Here is a 20,148-nt window from a genome sequence, read left to right as displayed (position 1 = left end):
AGCCCTTCTTCATTTACTGCTGTCGCTTAGCGCTTGAAGCCCGGACGCATGCCGTCACCGGCAGCTTGCGGACGACGCTTGGCGATCGGCTTGCGGGCGACTGGCTTGCCGGGACGCTCGGCCAGCGGGGCGCCTTTCTCGCGAGCCGGGCGGTCGCTCGGCGCCTTGCGCGGTGCGCGGCCTTCGCCGGCATCGCTGCGCGGACCACGGGCCGGACGATCGGCGCCGTCACGCGGCTTGCGCGGAGCGCGGCCTTCACCAGCATCGCTGCGCGGGCCACGAGCCGGGCGATCACCCGCATCGCGCGGAGCACGAGCAGGACGATCACCACCGGCGTCACGCGGCTTGCGCGGGGCGCGGCTGTCGGCGGAATCACCACGCGGGGCGCGCGCCGGACGGTCGCCTGCATCACGCGGAGCGCGAGCCGGACGCTCGTCGGAATCGCGCGGAGCACGGGCCGGACGCTCACCAGCAGCCGGACGCGGAGCACGCTGCGGACGCTCGCCTTCGGCGCGCTCGGTGCGGGTACGCGAGCCACGGCCCGGACGCTCGCTGGGCGCCAGCTTCTTGCCGAGCTTGCGCTCCTGGCGCTCGACCTTTTCCTTGGTCTTGGTCGAGACCGCCGGCAGGGCGATCGGCGTCAGGCCGACTTCCTCGCTGAGGATGTCCAGCTCGCGCTGGCCCATCTCGCGGTAGCGGCCCATGGTCAGCTCGGAGGTCAGGAAGACCGGTCCGAAGCGCACGCGCTTCAGGCGGCTGACCACCACGCCCTGGGATTCCCACAGGCGGCGGACTTCGCGGTTACGGCCTTCCATCACCACCACGTGGTACCAGTGGTTGAAGCCTTCGCCACCCGGCGCTTCCTGGATGTCGCTGAACTTGGCCGGGCCGTCTTCGAGCATCACGCCGGCTTTCAGGCGCTCGATCATCTCTTCGTCGACTTCGCCACGCACGCGTACGGCGTACTCGCGGTCCATCTCGTAGGACGGGTGCATCAGGCGGTTGGCCAGCTCACCGTCGGTGGTGAACATCAGCAGGCCGGTGGTGTTGATGTCCAGGCGACCGACGTTGATCCAGCGACCACTGCGCAGGCGCGGCAGGCGGTCGAATACGGTCGGGCGGCCTTCCGGATCGTCGCGGGTGCAGACTTCGCCTTCGGGCTTGTTGTAGATCAGCACGCGACGGACGTGCTCTTCGATCTTCTCGCGCTTGAGCAGGCGGTCATCGACGGCGATGGCATCGCGGTCGCCTACGCGCTGGCCGAGGGTGGCCACGGCGCCATTGACCTTGACGCGGCCTTCTTCGATCCAGGCTTCGACGTCGCGGCGCGAGCCGACGCCCATGCGGGCGAGGACTTTCTGCAGTTTCTCGCCGGCCGGGGCTGGGGTAAGTTCTTCAAGGTTTTCGTGCGTGTCGGTCATCTGGGCACCTCCCGGTGTGGCATGCAACGAATAAAAAAGGTCGCGCATCATACGCGCTTGCGGGCAGCAAAGCACCGTCCGCAGTCGGGAAAGACTAGTCGACTTACAGGGGGAAGAAAGCCATGCAGCCAGAAGAAGACTTCACCGGCGCCAAGCTCGCGCTGTTCCACGCCGGCCAGCTGGTGGTCTACAAGCGCGACGAGAAGCCCGGCATCCCCTACCCCGGCTGCTGGGATTTCCCTGGCGGCGGCCGCGAAGGCGACGAAACGCCGGCGCAATGCGCGCTGCGCGAACTGGAGGAAGAATTCGCCCTGCGCCTGGACGAGCAGCGCATCGAATGGCAGCGCCGCTACCCGGCCACCCATGGCCCGGCGCCCTGGGCGTGGTTCCTGGTGGCGCGCCTGGAGCAAGCCGAGTTCGAGGCCATCCGCTTTGGCGACGAAGGCCAGTACTGGCGCCTGATGCGTGTGAGCGAATACCTCGCCCATGACGAGGCGGTGGATTACCTGCAGGAACGCCTGCGGCATTTCCTCGCAGGGCGGCTGGATATCGCCTGATTCCGCAGCGCAGGCCGCTGATCCGTATTTGCGCGGCCTATCTGAATCTGTTTCCTGCCCGCGCATTTTCCTAGATTGCCCGCTCACCGAAGCGTGTCGGACTCGCAGTCCATGGCGCGCTCGGACGTTCTGTCACAAGCGGGAATCGAGCATGAACACGAGAAGCACGGAGCAGGCGTACAACTACAAGGTGGTCCGCCAGTTCGCCATCATGACGGTAGTCTGGGGCGTCATCGGCATGGCCATGGGGGTTCTGATCGCCTCCCAGCTGGTCTGGCCGCAACTGAACCTGGACCTGCCCTGGACCAGTTTCGGGCGCCTGCGCCCGCTGCATACCAGCCTGGTGATCTTCGCCTTCGGCGGTTGCGCACTGTTCGCCACCAGTTACTACACGGTGCAGCGCACCTGCCAGACGCGGCTGTTCTCCGACAGCCTCGCCGCCTTTACCTTCTGGGGCTGGCAGGCCCTGATCGTGACCATGATGATCACCCTGCCGCTGGGCTACACCACCACCAAGGAATACGCCGAGATCGAGTTCACCGGCGCGGTATGGATGGCCATCGTCTGGGTCGCCTACGCCGTGGTGTTCTTCGGCACGCTGATGAAGCGCAAGACTCCGCACATCTATGTGGGCAACTGGTTCTTCGCCGCCTTCATCCTCGTTACGGCAATGCTGCACATCGTCAACCACCTGGCCATTCCGGTGGACTGGTTCAAGTCCTACCCGGTGTACTCCGGCGCCACCGATGCCATGGTGCAGTGGTGGTACGGACACAACGCAGTAGGCTTCTTCCTCACCACCGGCTTCCTCGGGATGATGTATTACTTCGTGCCCAAGCAGGCCGGACGACCGGTGTACTCCTACCGGCTGTCCATCGTGCACTTCTGGGCGCTGATCACCCTGTACATCTGGGCCGGCCCGCACCACCTGCACTACACCGCGCTGCCCGACTGGGCGCAGAGCCTGGGCATGGTGATGTCGCTGATCCTCCTGGCGCCCAGCTGGGGCGGCATGATCAACGGCATGATGACCCTCTCCGGTGCCTGGCATAAGTTGCGCACCGACCCGATCCTGCGCTTCCTCGTGGTTTCCCTGGCGTTCTACGGCATGTCGACCTTCGAAGGTCCGATGATGGCGATCAAGACCGTCAACGCCCTGTCTCACTACACTGACTGGACCATCGGCCACGTCCATGCCGGCGCACTGGGCTGGGTGGCGATGATTTCCATCGGCTCGCTCTACCACCTGATTCCCAAGGTCTTCGGTCGCGAACAGATGCACAGCATCGGTCTGATCAACGCACACTTCTGGCTGGCCACCATCGGCACGGTCCTCTACATCGCCTCGATGTGGGTCAACGGCATCACCCAGGGCCTGATGTGGCGCGCGGTGAACGCCGACGGCACGCTCACCTATTCCTTCGTCGAAGCGCTGCAGGCCAGCCACCCCGGCTTCGTGGTGCGCATGAGCGGCGGCATGCTGTTCCTCGGCGGCATGCTGCTGATGGCCTGGAACACCTGGATGACCGTGCGCCAGGCGCGCCCGGAAGCCCTGCGCATCGCCGAGCGGATGGCCTGAGATGACGCTCTGGCTGGGGCTGGTCAGCCTGCTGGCGCTGTACTTCGGCGTCGGCTGGTGCCTGCGGGCGCACCGCGAGCGGGGCATCGAGGAGGCCAGCATGCTGCCCTTCGCCGATGACGAAGAAGCCGCCCAGCGCATGGAGAAAGCCACGGGCCGCAGCCGCACCGGCTGCGCCTGCCCCGGCCGCTGCCAGGGCGACTGCGAGCACTGGCGCGACTGGCAGCCCTAGCGCGCCACCTCGGGCGCGCACCTGCGACAGAGCGCCGCATCACCTCCATCAATTTTCATTAGCAAGCACATCAATTTCCCGGCGGGCAGCCCGAGGAGGAATATCACTCCCGTGCCCCGCCACCTGATGGACGCCTGAAGCATCGTCCCCTGTCCTGTCTGGACCCCAGGACAGACATCATCGATGCCAGTGCTCCCCGGTGGGGCTTTCAAACCCATTCAGGGCCCCAGCGGGCCCTCACCGAGCGTTTTATCGAGGGAATAAAGAATGAAGCTTGCCTCTGTCGTGTCGGCTGTCATCTCCAGCCTCGCCCCGATGGCTTTTGCCCAGGACGCAATCAAGAACCCCGGCGCCGAGCTGCCGGTTACCGAATACCACTACGGCATGTCCCTGGACGTCGACAAGGTTCTGCACCGCACCGACAACTCCGGCAAGGTCGGCATCGTGCCCGCCTACATGGTCTACCAGGATCACAACGGCGAGACCCACAAGGTCCGCTTCCTCGAATGGGGCGGCAGCACCAGCCAGGGCTGAGCCTTTCGCGAACATCGTCCTCCGGCCGTCTTGGCCCAACCCCGCGAGCCTGTGGTGGCGGTCGGGGGGCGATCCTGATTTCCTGCACAGCGATGCAGTTCGCCCCTGCGAAGAGCCATCAGCACGGGGCTGCACCCACAATGAAAAAACGCGCCATTGGGCGCGTTTTTTCATACAGCGAAAACTCAGATTTCCACCTGCGTCCCCAGCTCGATCACCCGGTTCAGCGGTAGGTTGAAGTAACGCAGGTTGCCATTGGCGTTCTTCAGCAGGAAGGCAAACAGCGCTTCGCGCCAGCGCGCCATGCCGATCAGCTTGGACGGGATCACCGTCTCGCGGCTGAGGAAGTAGGTGGTGCGCATCGGGCTGAAGTCCAGCTCGTTGAGGTGGCACAGTTTGAGCGCCTGCGGGATGTCCGGGTCTTCCATGAAGCCGAAGTGCAGCACCACGCGGAAGAAGCCCTCGCCGTAGGCATCCACCTCGAAGCGACGGTCCGGCGGCACGCGCGGACTGTCTTCGTTGACCACGGTGAGCAGCACGACCTGCTCATGCAGCACCTGGTTATGCAGCAGGTTGTGCAACAGCGCATGGGGCACGGCGTCGGTGCGGGCAGTGAGGAACACGGCGGTGCCCTGCACACGGTGCGGCGGCTGCGAGCGGATGCTGGAAATGAACAGCGGCAGCGGCAGCGAGCCCTCGTCGAGGCGGTCCACCAGCAGTTGGCGGCCGCGCTTCCAGGTGGTCATCAGGATGAACAGACCGATACCGGCGATCACCGGGAAGGCACCGCCCTGAACGACCTTGGGCAGGTTCGCGGCGAAGAACAGGGTGTCGACGAACAGCATCATCAGGAAGAACGGAATCGCCAGCCACAGCGGCCACTTCCACAGCAGCCAGACCACCACGCCCATCAGCAGGGTGGTCATCAGCATGGTCCCGGTCACCGCCACGCCATAGGCCGAGGCCAGGGCGGCGGAGGATTCGAAGCCCAGCACCAGCAGGACCACGCCGACCATCAGCGCCCAGTTCACGCCCGGAATGTAGATCTGCCCCTGCTCGTGGCTGGAGGTGTGCTGGATCGACATGCGCGGCACGAAGCCGAGCTGGATGGCCTGGCGGGTCAGCGAGAAGGCGCCGGAAATTACGGCTTGCGATGCAATCACTGTCGCCGCAGTGGACAGCGCCACCATCGGCACCAGCGCCCAGCCCGGCGCGGTCAGGTAGAAGGGGTTCCGCGCGGCTTCCGGGTTGACCAGGATGGTCGCGCCCTGGCCGAAATAGTTCAGCACCAGCGCCGGCAGCACCAGGGCGAACCAGGCACGGGCGATGGGCTTGCGGCCGAAGTGGCCCATGTCCGCGTACAGCGCTTCGGCGCCGGTCAGCGCCAGCACGGTGGCGCCGAGGATGGCCACGCCGATGCCCGGATGGGAAACGAAGAAGTTGAAGGCCCAGGCCGGGTTCATCGCCTTCAGCACTTCCGGCTGCCGCGACACGCCGTAGGCGCCCAGCGCCGCCAGCGCGAGGAACCACGCCACCATCACCGGGCCGAACAGAATGCCGATGCGCGCGGTGCCGTGCTTCTGGATGAGGAACAGGCCGACCAGCACGATCAACGACAGCGGCACCACCCAGTGCTCCAGGCCGTCGAAGGCGATCTCCAGGCCCTCGATGGCCGAGAGGACCGAGATCGCCGGGGTAATCATGCTGTCGCCATAGAAGAGTGCCGCACCGATCAGGCCGGCGATCACCACCATTGCCTGCAACCGATGCTTCCCGGCGGCGGCGCGGCGAGCCAGCGCGGACAGCGCCATCACCCCGCCCTCGCCCTGGTTGTCGGCGCGCAGTACGAAGATCACGTACTTGATCGACACTACCCAGATCAGCGACCAGAAGATCAGCGACAACACGCCGAGCACGCCGTCGTGGTTGGCCTGTACGCCATATCCGCCGACGAAGACTTCCTTGAGGGTGTACAGCGGGCTGGTGCCGATATCGCCGTAGCAGACGCCCACGGCGCCGACCATCAGGCCGATCGCGGAGCTCGAATGGGGCTGCTCATGCTCAACGGTGCCGGCGCTTGCATCGGACATGTAACAAAATTCCTCAAAAAAATTCGGCGCATCCTGCTCCGACCCTTTCGTCGATGCAAGAGCCGGGTACGAAGGTTCTGAATGACTATAGAGCCTGTTGCCCGGAATTACCGGGCGAACGGGGCTGTCAGGCGGCGTGCGACAGCTTGTCCCAGAGAGGCTGGTCAAGTGCGCGGGACGCCGCTAGAATTGCGCACTTTTTGATCAGAGGCGCCGCCAGCGCGCCCTTCGAGGTTAGCCGCACATGTCCACCGCCACACCCAAAGTCGGATTCGTCTCGCTCGGATGCCCGAAAGCGACCGTCGACTCCGAACGCATCCTCACCCAGCTGCGCATGGAAGGGTACGAAATCGTTCCCACCTACCAGGACGCAGACGTGGTGGTGGTGAACACCTGCGGCTTCATCGACAGCGCCAAGGCCGAATCCCTGGACGCCATCGGCGAAGCCATCGCCGAGAACGGCAAGGTGATCGTCACCGGCTGCATGGGCGTCGCCGAAGACAGCATCCGTGACGTGCACCCCAGCGTGCTGGCCGTGACCGGCCCGCAGCAGTACGAGCAGGTGGTCAATGCCGTCCACGAGGTGATCCCGCCCAAGGCCGAGCACAACCCGCTGATCGACCTGGTGCCGCCGCAAGGCATCAAGCTGACCCCGCGTCACTATGCCTACCTGAAGATTTCCGAAGGCTGCAACCACAGCTGCAGCTTCTGCATCATCCCGTCGATGCGCGGCAAGCTGGTCAGCCGGCCGGTCGGCGACGTGCTCAGCGAAGCCCAGCGCCTGGTCAAGGCCGGCGTGAAGGAACTGCTGGTCATCTCCCAGGACACCAGCGCCTACGGCGTGGACCTGAAGTACAAGCTGGACTTCTGGGACGGCCAGCCGGTGAAGACCCGCATGCTGGAGCTGTGCGAGGCGCTTTCCTCGATGGGCGTGTGGGTGCGCCTGCACTACGTCTACCCGTACCCCAACGTCGACGACGTGATCCCGCTGATGGCCCAGGGCAAGCTGCTGCCCTACCTGGACATCCCCTTCCAGCACGCCAGCCCGAAAGTGCTGAAGTCCATGAAGCGCCCCGCCTTCGAGGACAAGACCCTGGCGCGCATCAAGAAGTGGCGCGAGATCTGCCCTGAGCTGACCATCCGCTCCACCTTCATCGTCGGCTTCCCCGGCGAGACCGAGGAAGACTTCCAGTACCTGCTGGACTGGCTGACCGAAGCACAGCTCGACCGCGTCGGCTGCTTCCAGTACTCCCCGGTGGAAGGCGCTCCGGCCAACGACCTGGGCCTGGACGTCGTACCCGATGACGTCAAGCAGGACCGCTGGGAGCGCTTCATGGCGCACCAGCAGGCGATCTCCGCCGCCCGCCTGCAACTGAAGATCGGCAAGGAAATCGACGTGCTGATCGACGAAGTGGACGATGAAGGCGCGGTCGGCCGCTCCTACGCCGACGCCCCGGAAATCGACGGCGCCGTGTACATCGACAGCTTCGACGTGAAGCCGGGCGACAAGGTGCGTGTACGCATCACCGACGCCGACGAGTACGACCTCTGGGCCGAACTGGTCTGATCCGCAAAAGCCCCGCTGAAGCGGGGCTTTTCATTTCAAGGGTAAGAACATGACCAACAACGACGTGCTGCGCAGCCTGCGCTACCTGCTGGACATCCGCGATGCCCAGGTGGCCGAGATCACCGCGCTGGCCGGGTTCAACGTCAGTGCCGAGGAAATCGGCGCCTACCTCGCCCGCGACGACGAGCCGGACTTCAAGCCGTGCAGCGACCGCGTGCTGGCGCCCTTCTCGACGGCCTGATCGTGCATCGCCGTGGCCGCGACGAATCGCGCCCGCTGCCGCCGGTGGAACTGCCGCTGACCAACAACATCACCCTGAAGAAGCTGCGCGTCGCCTTCGAGCTGCGCGATGACGACATCCTCGCGATCCTCGACAGCGTCAGCTTCATCGTCACCAAGACCGAACTGGGTGCGCTGTTCCGCAAACCCGGCCACAACAACTACCGCCCCTGCGGCGACCAGCTGCTGCGCAACTTCCTCAAGGGCCTGACCCAGCGCCAGCAGCGCTGAGGCCAACGTGCTCTATCGCCTGGCCGCCGACGCCGTCGTCCTGCTGCACCTGGGGTTCATCCTCTTCGTGCTGCTCGGCGGCCTGCTGGTGCTGCGCTGGCCGCGCCTGGCCTGGCTGCACGTGCCGGCGGCGGCCTGGGGCATGGCGGTGGAGTTCCTCCACCTCTACTGCCCGCTCACCCCGCTGGAAAACCACTTCCGCGCACTGGCCGGCGACAGTGGCTACAGCGGCGGCTTCGTCGAGCACTACCTGATCCCGCTGATCTACCCCGCCGGCCTGACCGAGGCGACCCAGGTCGTGCTCGGCCTCGTGGTGGTCGCGGTCAATCTGCCGCCTTACCTGCTTCTGCTGCGCCGGGCACTGCGTTCGCGCTGAGCGGATTGGTCATGGGCAGATACGCCAGGCTGGCTTCCTTGTTCTTCGCATGGCCCAGGCGCTGGCCATTGTTGAGCCTCGACTCGATCAGCCGGTGATCCGCCGTCAGCCAGTTCAGCGGCTGCTTTCCTTCGTGCGTCACCTGGGAAATGATCAGGGTACGCGCCGGGTCCCAGTCCTCGCCGGTAGTCTTGCGCAGCCAGTCGAACAGCGCGGCGCTGTCGCCCTGTGGATAACCGGAGTGGATATAGAGGAACGGATGCGCCTGGCGTTCGCCGCGCTGCTCCAGATACATTGGCAGGCGTGCATCGTCATCGCCGAGGATCAGCACCCGCCACTTCGACCAGGGCGCGGCCTGCTCCGCCGCGGCGCGCACCTCCTTGGCGAACAGCGGAACCCCGCCACCGCCGTTGCTCCACGGATAAGCCACGCCAACCACCAGCAGCATCAGCACCGCTCCCGCGCCCACCACCCGAGGCCAGATACGCCCCAGCCCCGCGAGCCCGCGCTCGTGCCGCGATTCGACCACCCACCAGGCCGCCAGCAACTGGGCGAACGGCACCAGCGGCAGCACGTAGTAGCTGCGCCGGCCGCCGCTGGCGGTGAAGAAGGCGAACAGCAGCACCAGTGCCCAGACCAGCCAGCGAGCGTTGGGTTGCAGTTGCTGCCAGCGGCGCGCGGCGAACCACAGGCCGAGTATCCACAACGGCGCCCAGGGCAGCGTGTAGGCCGGCAGGTAAAGCAGGTAGGTGTAGATCGGCCCCTCGTGGTCAAAGGGCTGGAAGAAGCGCACGACGTTCTCGCGGAACACCAGCGCCAGGCCGCTCTCACCGTAGCTGGGCTGGCCGTAGAAGTGCGACAGCACGAAGGGAATCGCGTAGGCCGCGCCGGCCACCACCAGCGCCGCCAGCAGCCGCAGGTTCAGGTGCCGACGCCAGCGCCTCTCGCTGAACAGGTGCGGCAATAGCACCAGCCCCGGCAGGACGAATCCGATCAGCCCCTTGCACAGCGACGTCAGTGACAGGATCAGGAAGAAGCCCAGGTAGCCGGAGAACCGTGTGTTCTCCGGATCACGCCAGTACCAGGCCAGCGCCGCCAGCACGCCGAACACCGTGAGCACGTCCGCCGTTGCCACCCGCGCCCAGAACAGGAAATAGAAGGTGGTCGCCAGCAGCCAGCCGGCCAGCACTCCAGTCCCCTTGCGCAACAGGCGCTCACCCAGCCACAAGGTCAGCCAGACGCTGCCCAGCCCGGCCAGTACGGTGCTCAGACGCAGCGTCCAGTGGTTGAGGCCGAACAGGCTGGCGGGCGCGGTAATCAGCCAGTAGGACAGCAGTGGCTTGTCGTAGTAAGGCGCGCCACGCAGGTAGGGATCGAAGTAGTCTCCCGACTGCAGCATCTGCAATGAAATGTCCGCCCAGCGCACTTCCGGCCCCCAGACCTCGCGCCAGCCCAGCCCGAACACCAGCAGCACCAGCGTGGCGCCCAGCAATAGCGCCAGCGCCTTGCGATCGTTACTCCAACCCTGCATCACCCGGCCCCCGGCCTCTCGAACGTGCGCCGGACACTAGGGCAGCGATGGTTATGCGCAGGTTAAGAAAATGCAGCCATCGCGTAATGCGTCGGCATTTGCCGATTGGATAGTGCTCGGAGCGCCCCGGCGATACCGCTAGGGTGAGGCGAAAACCCAGCCAGGAGAGGCTCATGCACCCGTACTTTTCCCTCGCCGGACGGACCGCTCTGGTCACCGGCGGCACCCGCGGCATCGGCCGGATGATCGCCCAGGGCCTGCTCGAAGCCGGCGCCAAGGTAATCATCTGCGCCCGTGATGGCGCCGCCTGCGCCGACACCGCCGCCGAGCTGTCGCAGTACGGCGAGTGCATCGGCCTGCCGGCCAACCTCGCCACCGAGGAAGGTGCGCGCGCCCTGGCCGCCGAGCTGAACGAGCGCCTGGACCACCTCGACATCCTGGTGAACAACGCCGGCACCACCTGGGGCGCACCGCTGGAAAGCTACCCGGCCTCGGGCTGGGAGAAGGTCATGCAACTCAACGTCACCGCCGTGTTCAGCTGCATCCAGCAACTGCTGCCGCTGCTGAAGAAAGGCGGCAGCGCGCAGAACCCGGCCCGGGTGATCAACATCGGCTCGGTGGCCGGCCTCACCTCCCACGGCGAAAGCGCCTACGCCTATGGCCCGAGCAAGGCCGCGCTGCACCAGCTGTCGCGCATGCTCGCCCGCGAACTGGTGAAGGACCACATCAACGTCAACGTCATCGCCCCCGGCCGCTTCCCCAGCAAGATGACCCGCCACATCGCCAACGACGAACAGGCCATGGCCGAGGACACCGCTGTCATCCCCATGCGCCGCTGGGGCCGCGAGGAAGAGATGTCCGCCCTGGCAATCAGCCTGGCGAGCTCCGCCGGCGCCTACATGACCGGCAACATCATCCCCATCGATGGCGGCTTCCACCTCGGCTGAGCCCCGCTACGAGGGGAATCGGGTACCATGGCGGCCCCAGCAACAGCCCGTGCCGCCATGTCCCACAGCATCTCGCCGATCGGCCACGTCCGCTCCTGCTTCAAGGAGAAGTTCGCCATTCCGCGCCAGCCGCAACTGGCCCCGGCCGCGACCGGCGTGCTGGAACTGCTGCCGCCATTCGACACCGGCGACGCGGTGGAAGGCCTGGAGCAGGTCAGCCACGTCTGGCTGATCTTCCTCTTCCACCAGGCGCTGGAAGACAAGCCGCGGCTGAAGGTGCGCCCGCCGCGCCTGGGCGGCAACCAGTCGATGGGCGTGTTCGCCACCCGCGCCACCCACCGCCCCAATGGTCTTGGCCAGTCGGTGGTGAAGCTGGAGAAGGTCGAGCCCGGCCGCCTCTGGCTATCCGGCATCGACCTGCTCGACGGCACCCCGGTCATCGACATCAAGCCCTACGTGCCCTACGCCGATATCGTGCCGGACGCACACAACGCCATCGCCGACGCTCCGCCCGCACCCATCGCCGTGCACTGGAGCGACGAAGCCCTGCGCCAGGCCCATGAGCACGGCCTGCGCCTCGGCCAGCCGGTGCGCGAACTGGTCGAGCAGTGCCTCGCCCAGGACCCACGCCCGGCCTACCAGAAGCCGCCGCCCGAGCGCCGCTATGGCGTGCGCCTGTGGGACCTTGACATGCACTGGCACTACCCCAGCGACGGCGAAATCCGCGTGCTGGACCTGCAACCCGCCGCCGACTGAAGCCTGCGTCAGTCCACCGGATTGAGGGCGATCACGTCGCTCTCGAAGCACTCCTGCTCGAGGATCAGCGGTTCCACCAGCGGGCGGCTGTCGCGGAAGTGCGCGGTTTGCGTGTGCGCCTCGTAGGCCGCGTCGTCGCGGTAGATCTCGTAGAGGTAGATCACGTCCGGATCGAGGCGATCCTGGGACACATCGAAGACCAGGCAGCCGGGCTCGCTGGACACGGAAGCGGCGGCGTTGGCCTTGATGGCGTGGAGGAAATCCTCGGCGCTGCCGGGCTTCACGCGGGTCTTGATGAACAGACTGTACACAGGACGTTCCTTTTGTTTTAAATTTGAAATCAAATTGTATACAAAAAAGGAACCGCGTCCATGTCCGATCTCCCTGCCCGCCCCGGCCGCCTCAACGGCCTGCGCCACCTCGCCCTGCTGGTACCGAACCTCGAGGAGTGCGAGCGTTTCTACGTCGAGGTACTCGGCATGCAGGTGCTCAACCGCGCCAACGAAGACCTGGTCTACCTCACCTGCGGCAACGACAACCTCTCCCTGGGGCGCGGCTTCGGCGCGGCCAACGGCCTGCAGACCATGGACCACTACGGCTTTGTCGTCGACAGCGTGGAAGAGCTGGAGGCCTGGTACCAGTATTTCAAGGCGCGCGGCGTGACCCTGCTGGACCGCCCTTTCGACCATGGCGACGGCGCGCGCAGCTTCCACCTGCTCGACCCGGCGGGGAACAAGGTGCAGCCGCTGTATCACCCGGCGGTTTCCGGCCAGTGCCTGGCATAAGCCGTGCCTCGACGCTCGCGCAGGGCGCATAAACCGGTACGGGTTATCCGCCAATTCGGCGGATGACGCCGCTGGCGTAATGCGCCCCACGTCCCGCACCACAGGAATCCGCGCATAAAAAAACGCCGCGATCCCAAAGGAGTCGCGGCGTTCTTTCGACTGAAGCGTCGTGCGCTTCTTACTTCTCGGCTTACTTTTCTACGAAAGCGCGCTCGATCAGGTAGTCGCCCGGCTCGCCCATGCGCGGGGAGATCTGCAGGCCGAAGCCGTTCAGCACTTCGCTGGTCTCGTCGAGCATGCTCGGGCTGCCGCAGATCATCGCGCGGTCGTCCTGCGGGTTCATCGGCGGCAGGCCGATGTCGGCGAACAGCTTGCCGCTGCGCATCAGGTCGGTCTGGCGGCCCATGCTGTGGAACTCTTCACGGGTAACCAGCGGGCAATAGATCAGCTTCTCTTTCACCATATCGCCGAAGTACTCGTGCTCCGGCAGGACCTTGGTGATGAAGTCGGAGTAAGCCAGCTCGCTGACCCAGCGTACGCCGTGGACCAGGATGACCTTCTCGAAGCGCTCGTAGACTTCCGGGTCCTGGATGACCGACAGGAACGGCGCCATGCCGGTGCCGGTGCTCAGCAGGTACAGGTGCCGGCCGGGCTTGAGGTCGTCCAGCACCAGGGTGCCGGTGGGCTTGCGGCTGACCATCAGCTCGTCGCCTTCCTTCAGGTGCTGCAGACGCGAAGTCAGCGGGCCGTCCGGGACCTTGATGCTGAAGAACTCCAGGTGCTCTTCGTAGTTCGGGCTGGCGATGCTGTACGCGCGCATCAGCGGACGACCGTTGACTTCCAGGCCGATCATCACGAACTGACCGGTCTTGAAGCGCAGACCCGGGTTACGGGTGGTCTTGAAGCTGAAGAGAGTGTCGTTCCAGTGGTGCACGCTGAGAACGCGCTCGGTGTACAGGTTGCTCATCAAGGACTCCTAGGAGAAACGTGGCGCACCCCAGCAGATCCCGGACGTAGCGCAATTGCGCGACATTTTATAGGCGGCGACAATATCCGCAAAATAAATTATCTGGATATTGCTAATCCAAAACGCAGATAAGGCCGCCCAGTCGCCGCGAAAGGATACCGTCAGGTGCTTCCTACGCCGGGGTGACGAAATGTCGCGCAGCCTTCTCCGGAGCCCCACAGCATGAAGTTCACCCTGCGCCAGCTCGAAGTCTTCGTCGCCGTCGCCCAGCAGGAAAGCGTCTCCCGCGCGGCCGAAGCCCTGTCCATGTCGCAGTCGGCCACCAGTACCTCGCTGGGCGAGCTGGAGCGACAGTTCGACTGCAAATTGTTCGACCGCTCCGGCAAACGCCTGACACTCAACGCCCTCGGCCGCCAGTTGCTGCCCCAGGCAGTGGCCCTGCTCGACCGCGGCAGCGAGATCGAGAACATGCTCAACGGCAAGAGCGCCTTCGGCTCCCTGGACCTGGGCGCCACCCTGACCATCGGCAACTACCTGGCGACCCTGCTGATCGGCACCTTCATGCAGCGCCAGCCCGATTGCCGGGTGCGTCTGCATGTGCATAACACCGCCCACGTGGTGCAGCGCGTGGCCCACTACGAACTGGACCTGGGCCTGATCGAAGGCGACTGCCAGCACCCGGACATCGAGGTGCAGCCATGGATGGAAGATGAACTGGTGGTGTTCTGCGCGCCGCAGCACCCGCTCGCCCGTGAAGGCCGCGCGAGCCTGGAGCGACTGACGGAGGAGGCGTGGATTCTGCGGGAACAGGGCTCGGGCACACGGCTGACCTTCGACCAGGCCATGCGCCATCACGTGGAGCCCTTGAACGTGCGACTGGAGCTGGAACACACCGAGGCGATCAAGCGTGCGGTGGAGTCGGGGCTGGGCATCGGCTGCATCTCGCGCCTGGCCCTGCGCGACGCCTTCCGCCGTGGCAGCCTGGTGCCGGTGGAAACGCCGGACCTGGACCTGCGCCGGCAGTTCTACTTCATCTGGCACCGGCAGAAGTACCAGACCGCGACCATGCGCGAGTTCCTCGAGCTATGCCGCAGCGAAACCGCCGGGGTCACGCGCAGCGACGACATTGTCCTGCCGATGATTCCCTGACGGGACTTCGGATTTGGCGTAGGGCGAATAACCTGGAACAGGTTATCCGCCGGCTCTTGCTGGCGGATAACGCCGGCGCGTTATCCGCCCTGCGAAAGCCCCTGCAGAAAACCGTTTAGCCGAGCAGGATGCCCGCCCAGGTCACGGTGATGATGGTCAGCGCGACGAACTGGGCGGCGCTGCCCATGTCCTTGGCGTTCTTCGACAGCGGGTGGCGCTCCAGGGAAACCCGGTCCACCACCGCCTCGATGGCGGAGTTGAGCAGCTCGACGATCAGCGCCAGCAGGCACACGGCGATCATCAACGCGCGTTCGCCGCGGGTCACGTCGCAGAAGAACGACAGCGGGATCAGGATGACGTTGATCAGCACCAGCTGGCGGAAGGCCGCTTCACCCTTGAAGGCGGCGGCAAAGCCGGCCAGGGAGTAGCCGGCGGCGTTGAAGATGCGTTTCAGGCCAGTCTGGCCCTTGAAGGGGGAAGCGGACACGTGTGGTTCTCACAGGCAAAGGTCGCGGCACTCTATACCAGCGATCGTCAAAATGGGGTCAAGGCCATTACAGAATGTGACGGCCTCAGGGGCTGAATGTGACGGGCCTCAGGCCCCCGGCACCGATTCCATTTGCGCCAGCAGCAACGCCGCCTGGGTGCGGGTGCGCACGTTCAGCTTGCGGAAGATCGCCGTCACGTGAGCCTTCACCGTGGCTTCGGAGACACTCAGCTCGAAGGCGATCTGCTTGTTCAGCAGGCCTTCGCAGACCATGGTCAGCACGCGGAACTGCTGCGGGGTGAGGCTGGCCAGACCGGCGCTGGCGGCGCGCACGTCGTCGCTCATCTCGGTCACGGCGTCCACCTGCGGCGGCCACCAGACATCACCATCGAGCACCGCACGCACGGCCTGCTGCAGCACGCTCAGCTCGCTGGACTTGGGGATGAAGCCGCTGGCACCGAACTCGCGGGAGCGCTGCACCACGGCGGCATCTTCCTGGGCCGAGACCATCACCACCGGAATCTGCGGGTACTGCCCGCGCAGCAGCACCAGGCCGGAGAAGCCATAGGCGCCGGGCATGTTCAGGTCCAGCAGGACCAGGTCCCAGTCGGCCTTCTCGTTCAGGCGCGTCTCCAGCTCCGCGATACTCGCCGCCTCCGACAGCCGCGCCTCGGGGCCGAGACCGATGGTCAGGGCCTGGTGCAGGGCACTGCGGAACAGCGGGTGATCGTCAGCGATCAGGATCTCGTAGGAAGCCATGAATTTTCCTTGAAGGCCGCGCCGAAGTCCCGCCGTGGATAACAGCCAGACTTGCGCAGGAAAGGTCGGAGCACGGATAGAGCACTACTTGTCACATTGTACGCAAAGAGCGGCTTCGCTGTCCGCCGCGAATACGTCCCTCGCAGTACATGCACAATGGCCTGAAAGCCCCTGCCACTGTGCCCGCCGGGAACCCTGTCCCCTTTCCAAAGGCCCGGCGTTACGGCAGAGTTCCGCTTTTTTTCCTGCCCGTTACGAGAACAAGATGAAAAGCCATGCGCTGCGCGCCGATTTCCTGATGCTGTTCACCGCGATGATCTGGGGGGTCTCCTTCGTCGCGCAACGCCTCGGGATGGATGCCATCGGTCCCTTCCTCTATACCGGCCTGCGCTTCACCCTCGGCGCCATGGCACTGCTGCCGCTGCTGGCCTGGTCGAGCAAGCGCGGCGCCCAGCCGTTCAACCGCGGCCTGATCCTGGCCGGTCTGGCCATCGGCACCGCGCTGACCGTGGGGATCAACCTGCAGCAGGTCGGCCTGATGTTCACCAGCGTGACCAACTCCGGCTTCATCACCGGCCTGTACGTCATCATCGTGCCGCTGCTCGGCCTGCTGATCGGTCATCGCGCCGGCACGGGCACCTGGATCGGTGCTGCGCTGGCGGTGACCGGCATGGCGATGCTGAGCATCGGCCCGGACTTCCACGTCGCTTCCGGTGACTGGCTGCAACTGACCGGCGCCTTCGTCTGGGGCGGCCACGTCCTGCTGGTGGGCCTGTTCGCCAGCCGCTACGACCCGATCCGCCTGGCCTTCCTGCAGTTCGCCACCTGCGCGGTGGTGAGCATGATCCTGGCGCTGGTGTTCGAGGAGATTCACCTCGACGCCATCCTCCAGGCCGGCCCTGCCCTGCTCTACGGCGGCCTGTTCGGCGTCGCCACCGGCTTCACCCTGCAGGTCATCGCGCAGAAGCACGCCATCGCCTCCCACGCGGCGATCATCCTCTCGCTGGAAGCCGTGTTTGCCGCCATCGCCGGCGCGCTGTTCCTCAACGAAACTCTGCACGTGCGCGGCTACTTCGGCTGCGCGCTGATGCTCGCCGGCATGCTGGTCGCTCAGCTGTGGCCGAAGAAGGCTGACGCCAAGGCGGCTTGAAACACCCAATAAGCCTGCAGGCGCGCGCATGACCCGCGTCTGTAAAGGTTGCGTTGGCGAGGCAGGTTATCGCTGGGTAAACGGCATCAACGCCTGATGCGCCGGGCTCTGCTCGTCCAGCGGCTGCTGGCGCTTGGAGCCCAGGTAGCGTTCGCTGAACACATCCAGGTAGGCATCCAGCGCATCGCCGGCGCGGCGGTCGCCGGCCAGCCCCAGGCACAGCGCGGCAACCTCGGCGGTGCACAGGTGTTCGTCGAACTTGGAGCGGCGCAGGCGATAGCGCGACAGCGCATCGGGGGTGATGCTCAGCACCGGGAAGCGGTCCAGGTACGGGCTCTTGCGGAACATCTTGCGCGCCTCGTTCCAGGTGGCATCGAGCAGGATGAACAACGGGCGCTTGCCGTCCTGCGGCTCCACCGTGGTGACCACGCGCTCGGGCTGGACGAACTCGCCAGGGAACACCACATACGGCTGCCACTGCGGATCGTCGAGCAGCGCCAGCAGCGCCGGGTCGACCTCAATGCGCGACCAGCCGAAGGCCCAGGTCTCGGGCACGGTCTCGGCGATCAGCCAGCCGGTGTTGCTGGGCTTGAGCGGTTCGGTGTCGAACATCACCAGGCACATCGCCGAGTTGGACTCGACCTGCGGGCGCAGGCTGCACATGCAGTAGTTCGGCCGCAGGCGGCAACCGGGGCAGCGCGGCGAGCGTGAGCCACGGGCGAAGAACGGCTTGATGCAGCGGGCCAGGCGCTTATCGCGAAGGCGGGCGACGGCGTGGCTCATGCTGCAGCCACCGGGATGAGGAAAAGCGAACGGGACATCGAAGGCTCGAACGGGACGACGGTTGCGGACCGCCGATTGTACCAGAGCCGCCGCCCGCCTCCCTGCGAGCGGCGCGGTGGCTTTCAAGGCAAGTGGCTTGGAGATAAGCGGCCTTCAGAAGCTGTGGTTGAGCGCCAGGCCGATGAACTGGATCTGCTGCTTGTATTCGCCCTTGTAGTTGCCGCCGTTACCGGTGCAGCGCACGCCGCTATCGACGTAGAGCCCTCCGGAACCGGGCGCCCAGCCAGCCGGCGAGCAGCCGTCGGCGTAGTCCATCTTGCCGCTGTCGAACTTCACGAAGCTGTAGGCCAGGTCCACCGAGGTGTCCTTGGTGAAGTGGTAGTTGGCCCCCAGCGACAGCCACTTGCGATTGGCGTCGGGGAAGGCCGGGTGGCGTAGCCCGTCGCCGCTGACCGGGGTCTTGTCGTAGGCGATGCCGCTGCGCAGCAGCAGGTCGTCGTTGAACTGGTAGTTCATCCCAAGCGAGACCTTGTAGGTGTTCTTCCAGTCCTGCTTGACGCTCAGGTCCCCCTCGTTGACGCCATTGAAGTACGGGTAGCCCTGCACCTGGTCGATGCCGATATCCACCGAGTCCAGCCGCGAGTGCCGCGTCCAGGTCACGTCGGCCATCAGCGCGACCTTGTCGTTGAGCTGGTGGAAGCCGTTGATGGACAGAGATTCGGGCGTGTCGATGGTGACCTTGGCATTGGAGTTGGGGTGCAGCCGGGTGGCGGCGAACTGGCCGGGGTTGACCCACTGGTCCGGGTCGAACAATTGCTGGATGGCGTCCTTGGGCGGCAGTTCGATGATGCCCAGGTCCAGGCCGCCGCTGAGGTCGGTATCCGGCGAGGGCACCGTGCCCTGCACGTCGGAGAAGCTCCACTTGGTCTTGCCTTCCAGTTCATGCTTGATCCGCGAACGGTAGGCGATACCAAAGCGCGTGCGCTCCGTGGGTTCCCACAGGTAGCCGAAGTTCCAGCCGTAGCCCCAGTCGTCACCCTTCACGCGGAAGTAACCGTCGCCCTGGACGTTGTCGGAAAAGTTCTTCGCCACGCAGTCGACGAAGGCATCACCGTTCTGGCCGTTACAACTGGTCACCTCCTCCGGCACCTGCACGCCGTAGACCAGCGGGATCACCGCCTGCCCCAGGGGCGAGGCGGCCAGTTCGGTGACGTCCTGATTCTCCTTGACGAACTGCCCGGCCAGTTGCCGCGAGGCACCCTTCACGTCGGCCGCGCCGCGCTGGATGGAGCGGATGTACTGGGCCGAGACGCCGAAGCCGACGCTATGGTGCTCGTTGAGGCGGAAGGAAATGCTCGGGTTGAAGGTGACGGTTTCCAGCGAGGCCGACTGGATGCCGTAGCGGCCGCTCCAGTCCTTCTCGTAGTCGAGCTTGGCGCCATAGGGCGTGAAGATGCCCAGGCCGATGTTGATGGTGTCGTTCACCTGGTGGGAGAAGTAGAAGTTCGGCGCGGCGGCCGCGTCCGGCAGGTAGGAGCCGGCGTCGCCGTCGCCCTCACCGGTGCGGTTGCCGAACACGTCGGTGGAGCCGTCGTCATCGTACTCGCCCTTGGGCAGCAGGATGGTCAGGCCGCCGGTGACCTGGTTGCCGGGCAGGCGGGCCATGCCGGCGGGGTTGTAGAAGATGGTCGAGGCGTCGGCCGCTTCGGCGCCGTTGGCGTGGGCGGTGCCCTGGGCGGACACCGACTGTGAGCCGAAGTGATAACCGGACGCCTCGGCCTGCTGCGCGGGGACTGCGATCAGGCACCAGGAGCCCAGGGCAAGCGGCCAGGGGCGCAATACTCTTGTCATTGTTCTTCTCCTGCGATGGGATGATTCGCCCGACGCATCGACAAGAGTCCGCCCTACCGCAGAAGCAGCATGAAAATGGCACCGCCTTGCGCGGCGGCTGGACCTCCCGATGGTCGA

The 20,148-nt window shown here is 65.5% G+C and carries 20 protein-coding genes and 1 pseudogene; 12 read left to right on the top strand and 9 right to left on the bottom strand.

Translation table 11 applies throughout. The annotated features are described in order from the left end of the window. Positions 1–26: 26 nt before the first annotated feature. Positions 27–1,421: a 23S rRNA pseudouridine(2605) synthase RluB gene (rluB, locus tag IB273_RS21140; RefSeq protein ID WP_081517939.1), complete on the bottom strand. Its 1,395-nt coding sequence runs from the start codon at positions 1,419–1,421 to the stop codon at positions 27–29. A gap of 122 nt (positions 1,422–1,543) precedes the next feature. Here rluB and IB273_RS21135 point away from each other — a divergent pair, with 122 nt between their 5' ends. The 4 genes from IB273_RS21135 to IB273_RS21120 all read left to right on the top strand — a co-directional run bounded on the left by IB273_RS21135 (position 1,544) and on the right by IB273_RS21120 (position 4,323). Beyond that, the gene (locus IB273_RS21135; protein WP_192224943.1) at positions 1,544–1,978 is read left to right on the top strand and encodes an NUDIX hydrolase; all 435 of its coding nucleotides are present in this window, start codon (positions 1,544–1,546) and stop codon (positions 1,976–1,978) included. A 151-nt stretch (positions 1,979–2,129) separates the two neighbouring features. Then, positions 2,130–3,557 (top strand): cytochrome-c oxidase, cbb3-type subunit I, encoded by a 1,428-nt coding sequence (ccoN, locus tag IB273_RS21130; RefSeq protein WP_151186357.1) that lies wholly within the window; start codon positions 2,130–2,132, stop codon positions 3,555–3,557. 1 nt (position 3,558) lies between these two features. Beyond that, positions 3,559–3,789 (top strand): cytochrome Cbb oxidase CcoQ, encoded by a 231-nt coding sequence (locus tag IB273_RS21125; protein WP_081517937.1) that lies wholly within the window; start codon positions 3,559–3,561, stop codon positions 3,787–3,789. 267 nt (positions 3,790–4,056) lie between these two features. After that, the gene (locus IB273_RS21120; RefSeq protein WP_081517936.1) at positions 4,057–4,323 is read left to right on the top strand and encodes a DUF2790 domain-containing protein; all 267 of its coding nucleotides are present in this window, start codon (positions 4,057–4,059) and stop codon (positions 4,321–4,323) included. Between the two features lie 185 nt (positions 4,324–4,508). Here the strand turns inward: IB273_RS21120 and IB273_RS21115 are convergent, their stop codons facing one another. Next, positions 4,509–6,413: a potassium transporter Kup gene (locus IB273_RS21115; RefSeq protein WP_081517935.1), complete on the bottom strand. Its 1,905-nt coding sequence runs from the start codon at positions 6,411–6,413 to the stop codon at positions 4,509–4,511. A 244-nt stretch (positions 6,414–6,657) separates the two neighbouring features. Between IB273_RS21115 and rimO the strand changes: the two genes are divergently transcribed. The 3 genes and pseudogenes from rimO (at position 6,658) to IB273_RS21100 (ending at position 8,866) form a co-directional block, all read left to right on the top strand. Beyond that, positions 6,658–7,980: a 30S ribosomal protein S12 methylthiotransferase RimO gene (rimO, locus tag IB273_RS21110; RefSeq protein WP_081517934.1), complete on the top strand. Its 1,323-nt coding sequence runs from the start codon at positions 6,658–6,660 to the stop codon at positions 7,978–7,980. A gap of 49 nt (positions 7,981–8,029) precedes the next feature. Beyond that, positions 8,030–8,490 (top strand): annotated as a pseudogene (locus IB273_RS21105) (DUF1456 family protein). A 7-nt stretch (positions 8,491–8,497) separates the two neighbouring features. Continuing rightward, positions 8,498–8,866, top strand: a complete 369-nt coding sequence (locus tag IB273_RS21100; protein WP_151186356.1) for a DUF2784 domain-containing protein — start codon at positions 8,498–8,500, stop codon at positions 8,864–8,866. Here the strand turns inward: IB273_RS21100 and IB273_RS21095 are convergent. After that, the gene (locus IB273_RS21095) at positions 8,814–10,397 is read right to left on the bottom strand and encodes an ArnT family glycosyltransferase (RefSeq protein WP_192224942.1); all 1,584 of its coding nucleotides are present in this window, start codon (positions 10,395–10,397) and stop codon (positions 8,814–8,816) included. The genes IB273_RS21100 and IB273_RS21095 overlap by 53 nt on opposite strands. 173 nt (positions 10,398–10,570) lie before the next feature. On the opposite strand from IB273_RS21095, the gene IB273_RS21090 reads away from it, so the two are divergent. Beyond that, positions 10,571–11,344: an SDR family oxidoreductase gene (locus IB273_RS21090; RefSeq protein ID WP_192224941.1), complete on the top strand. Its 774-nt coding sequence runs from the start codon at positions 10,571–10,573 to the stop codon at positions 11,342–11,344. Positions 11,345–11,401: 57 nt separating this feature from the next. Further along, positions 11,402–12,100 carry a tRNA (N6-threonylcarbamoyladenosine(37)-N6)-methyltransferase TrmO gene (tsaA, locus tag IB273_RS21085; protein ID WP_192224940.1) on the top strand — a complete coding sequence of 233 codons (699 nt, stop codon included), beginning with the start codon at positions 11,402–11,404 and terminating at the stop codon, positions 12,098–12,100. Positions 12,101–12,108: 8 nt separating this feature from the next. Here tsaA and IB273_RS21080 read toward each other — a convergent pair whose 3' ends face one another. Then, positions 12,109–12,411, bottom strand: coding sequence for a putative quinol monooxygenase (locus IB273_RS21080; RefSeq protein WP_081517928.1), 303 nt, complete (start codon positions 12,409–12,411; stop codon positions 12,109–12,111). A gap of 60 nt (positions 12,412–12,471) precedes the next feature. Here IB273_RS21080 and IB273_RS21075 point away from each other — a divergent pair, with 60 nt between their 5' ends. After that, positions 12,472–12,885, top strand: a complete 414-nt coding sequence (locus IB273_RS21075) for a VOC family protein (RefSeq protein WP_192224939.1) — start codon at positions 12,472–12,474, stop codon at positions 12,883–12,885. Positions 12,886–13,075: 190 nt separating this feature from the next. Here the strand turns inward: IB273_RS21075 and fpr are convergent, their stop codons facing one another. Further along, positions 13,076–13,852 (bottom strand): ferredoxin-NADP reductase, encoded by a 777-nt coding sequence (gene fpr / locus IB273_RS21070; RefSeq protein WP_081517926.1) that lies wholly within the window; start codon positions 13,850–13,852, stop codon positions 13,076–13,078. A gap of 222 nt (positions 13,853–14,074) precedes the next feature. Here fpr and IB273_RS21065 point away from each other — a divergent pair, with 222 nt between their 5' ends. Next, on the top strand, positions 14,075–15,001 hold the full coding sequence (locus IB273_RS21065) for a LysR family transcriptional regulator (RefSeq protein WP_081517925.1): 927 nt from the start codon (positions 14,075–14,077) through the stop codon (positions 14,999–15,001). Between the two features lie 115 nt (positions 15,002–15,116). On the opposite strand, the gene IB273_RS21060 is transcribed toward IB273_RS21065, so the two are convergent. Both IB273_RS21060 and erdR read right to left on the bottom strand, forming a co-directional pair. Beyond that, on the bottom strand, positions 15,117–15,488 hold the full coding sequence (locus IB273_RS21060) for a diacylglycerol kinase (RefSeq protein ID WP_024765290.1): 372 nt from the start codon (positions 15,486–15,488) through the stop codon (positions 15,117–15,119). A 108-nt stretch (positions 15,489–15,596) separates the two neighbouring features. After that, positions 15,597–16,247 carry a response regulator transcription factor ErdR gene (gene erdR, locus IB273_RS21055; RefSeq protein ID WP_024765291.1) on the bottom strand — a complete coding sequence of 217 codons (651 nt, stop codon included), beginning with the start codon at positions 16,245–16,247 and terminating at the stop codon, positions 15,597–15,599. Between the two features lie 265 nt (positions 16,248–16,512). Between erdR and IB273_RS21050 the strand changes: the two genes are divergently transcribed. After that, positions 16,513–17,397, top strand: coding sequence for a DMT family transporter (locus IB273_RS21050; RefSeq protein WP_192224938.1), 885 nt, complete (start codon positions 16,513–16,515; stop codon positions 17,395–17,397). Positions 17,398–17,463: 66 nt separating this feature from the next. Here IB273_RS21050 and IB273_RS21045 read toward each other — a convergent pair whose 3' ends face one another. Beyond that, positions 17,464–18,180: a tRNA-uridine aminocarboxypropyltransferase gene (locus IB273_RS21045; RefSeq protein ID WP_151186351.1), complete on the bottom strand. Its 717-nt coding sequence runs from the start codon at positions 18,178–18,180 to the stop codon at positions 17,464–17,466. Between the two features lie 153 nt (positions 18,181–18,333). Continuing rightward, on the bottom strand, positions 18,334–20,031 hold the full coding sequence (locus IB273_RS21040; RefSeq protein WP_192224937.1) for an OmpP1/FadL family transporter: 1,698 nt from the start codon (positions 20,029–20,031) through the stop codon (positions 18,334–18,336). Positions 20,032–20,148 lie beyond the last annotated feature (117 nt).

The organism is Pseudomonas sp. PDM19 (assembly GCF_014852215.1).
GTDB lineage: Bacteria > Pseudomonadota > Gammaproteobacteria > Pseudomonadales > Pseudomonadaceae > Pseudomonas.
Note: the sequence above shows the minus strand (reverse complement) of the source record. Positions and strands in the feature narration are given on the sequence as shown.